Annotated in this window: 2 tRNA genes and 1 rRNA gene; all 3 read right to left on the minus strand. The window is 37.2% G+C overall.

From position 1 onward, the window contains the following. Positions 1-135: 135 nt before the first annotated feature. A tRNA-Ile gene (locus tag IC219_RS21325) sits at positions 136-212 on the minus strand. A gap of 9 nt (positions 213-221) precedes the next feature. After that, a tRNA-Leu gene (locus IC219_RS21330) sits at positions 222-310 on the minus strand. Positions 311-315: 5 nt separating this feature from the next. Beyond that, positions 316-432 (minus strand): 5S ribosomal RNA (gene rrf, locus IC219_RS21335). Positions 433-702 lie beyond the last annotated feature (270 nt).

Consider the following 702-nt stretch of genomic DNA (forward strand, 5'->3'; position numbering starts at 1 on the left):
GAGCCAGGATCAAACTCTCAAATAAAAGTTTATCAGGCTCAGATACTATTGTTATCTAAATATCTGGCTTTATGGTTTGTTTCTTGTTTTATAAATTAACCTACTGTTTAATTTTCAAAGTTCTTTAAATTATTGTGGTGGGCCATCAGGGACTCGAACCCCAGACCTACCGGTTATGAGCCGGGCGCTCTAACCAACTGAGCTAATGGCCCACAATAATTTGGTGCCGAAGACCGGAATCGAACCGGTACGAGAGGTAAGTCCCGCAGGATTTTAAGTCCTGTGCGTCTGCCAGTTCCGCCACTTCGGCACATCACCTGGCTATGTCCTACTCTCCCAGGCAGTTTCCCACCAAGTACCATCAGCGCTAGAGAGCTTAACTTCTGTGTTCGGAATGGGAACAGGTGTATCCTCTCTGCTATTATAACCAGATTATTGTCTAAATTTTCATTTATCTTTTTTCTAAGACAAGTATTATAATAACATATTTGTCTTATTATGTCAATACTTTTTTCATTCGATTTTAAGCTTATAAAATTCTTAAAAATCTCTAATTATTGACAAATTTAAATACATAGAGTTAACACTCTAAAAACTACATATATATTTTAATCAATGAACATCAAATAATATTGGTCAAGTCCTCGACCTATTAGTATCGATAAGCTAAATACATTGCTGCACTTACACCTTCGACCTATC

The sequence above is a fragment of the Clostridioides sp. ES-W-0018-02 genome, from assembly GCF_020658175.1.
Lineage (GTDB): Bacteria > Bacillota > Clostridia > Peptostreptococcales > Peptostreptococcaceae > Clostridioides.